The following is a 1,474-nucleotide window of genomic DNA, read 5'->3' on the forward strand; positions in this document are numbered from 1 at the left end:
GGGGGTGTCAGATTGTTTGTGTAGGAGAGCTGTAGTCGCTGGATGATTGGAGAATCATTGTGGCTATGACGAAACCCCGTGAAGAGCTCGCGGAGGATCTGGCCCGTCGTGCCGCCGAGGCCGGCAGCATGGACGCGTTGAAGGCTTCTGGTGCGTTCGATGAGCTGATGGCGCAGATCGATTCAGGCCAGCTGGAGCTCGATGGCAAGGATGGCTTCATCCAACAGCTGATCAAGGTTTCTCTGGAACGCGGATTGCAGGCCGAGCTCTCCGGGCATCTGGGCTATGACAAGGGCGATCCGGTCGGCCGCTTCCTGCCCAACTCCCGTAACGGGTCATACCCGAAGACGCTTGGGACTTCCGCCGGGGATGTGGATCTGGCCGTCCCGAGGGACCGCGACGGGTCGTTCACCCCGCGACTGGTCCCGAAAGGCGCCCGCCGCACCGGAGGCCTGGATGACATGATCATCAGCCTTTACGCCGGCGGAATGACGGTGCGGGATATTGCCCATCACCTGGAATCGACGCTTGGGACCGAGCTTTCACACGAGACGATCTCCAAGATCACCGACGCGGTTCTGGATGAGGTCATGGAATGGCAGAAGCGGCCTCTGGAGCCGCTGTATCCGATCCTGTATCTGGACGCGATCGTCATCAAGGTCCGGGACGGCCACCAGGTGCAGAACCGTGCCGCGCACATCGCCGTGGGCGTGGACATGGAGGGCATCAAGCACGTCCTGGGCATCTGGGTCGAGGCGACCGAGGGTGCGAAGTTCTGGGCGGGGGTCTGCGCCGAACTGGCCAACCGCGGAGTGAAGGACGTGCTGATTGTCTGCTGTGACGGTCTCACCGGTTTCCCCGAGGCCATAGCCGTAACGTGGCCGGCCGCGACCGTCCAGACCTGCGTCGTGCACCTGATCCGGGCCTCGAGCGCTTCATCGGCTATCAGGACCGCAGGAAGGTCGCGTCCGCGCTGCGGCCGGTTTACACCGCACCGACGGCCGAGGCCGCGCAGGACGCCCTGGACGCGTTCGAGGCCTCGGACCTTGGCAGGAAATATCCTGCGACTGTCCGGACCTGGCGCAACGGCTGGGAGAAATTCATCCCTTTTCTGGCCTTTCCGCCGCCGGTGCGGCGCATCATCTACACCACGAACGCGATCGAGTCGCTGAACTACCAGCTGCGCAAGATCATCAAGAACCGAGGGCATTTTCCCAACGATCAGGCGGCCGTGAAGCTGCTCTGGCTGGCCATTTGCAACATCGAAGACAAACGCGCCAGCGACCGCGCCAAGCTCGAAGGCAAGGCCCGGGAGAACCGTTCCAAGACGGTCAACAAACTCATCGAAGGAACCGCCACGCAAGGATGGAGCGAGGCCCTTGGCGTCCTCGTCCTGAACTACCCCGACAGACTCGGACCCTACCTCAACCGATAAGACTCAACCTCACTTACACAAACAACTTGACAGGCTCCT

1 pseudogene is annotated in these 1,474 nt (G+C 62.1%); it reads left to right on the forward strand.

From position 1 onward, the window contains the following. The first annotated feature begins 128 nt into the window (after positions 1–128). A pseudogene (locus G205_RS20365) lies at positions 129–1,435 on the forward strand (IS256 family transposase). Positions 1,436–1,474: the final 39 nt, after the last annotated feature.

Source organism: Arthrobacter nitrophenolicus (genome assembly GCF_000332815.1).
Lineage (GTDB): Bacteria > Actinomycetota > Actinomycetes > Actinomycetales > Micrococcaceae > Arthrobacter > Arthrobacter nitrophenolicus.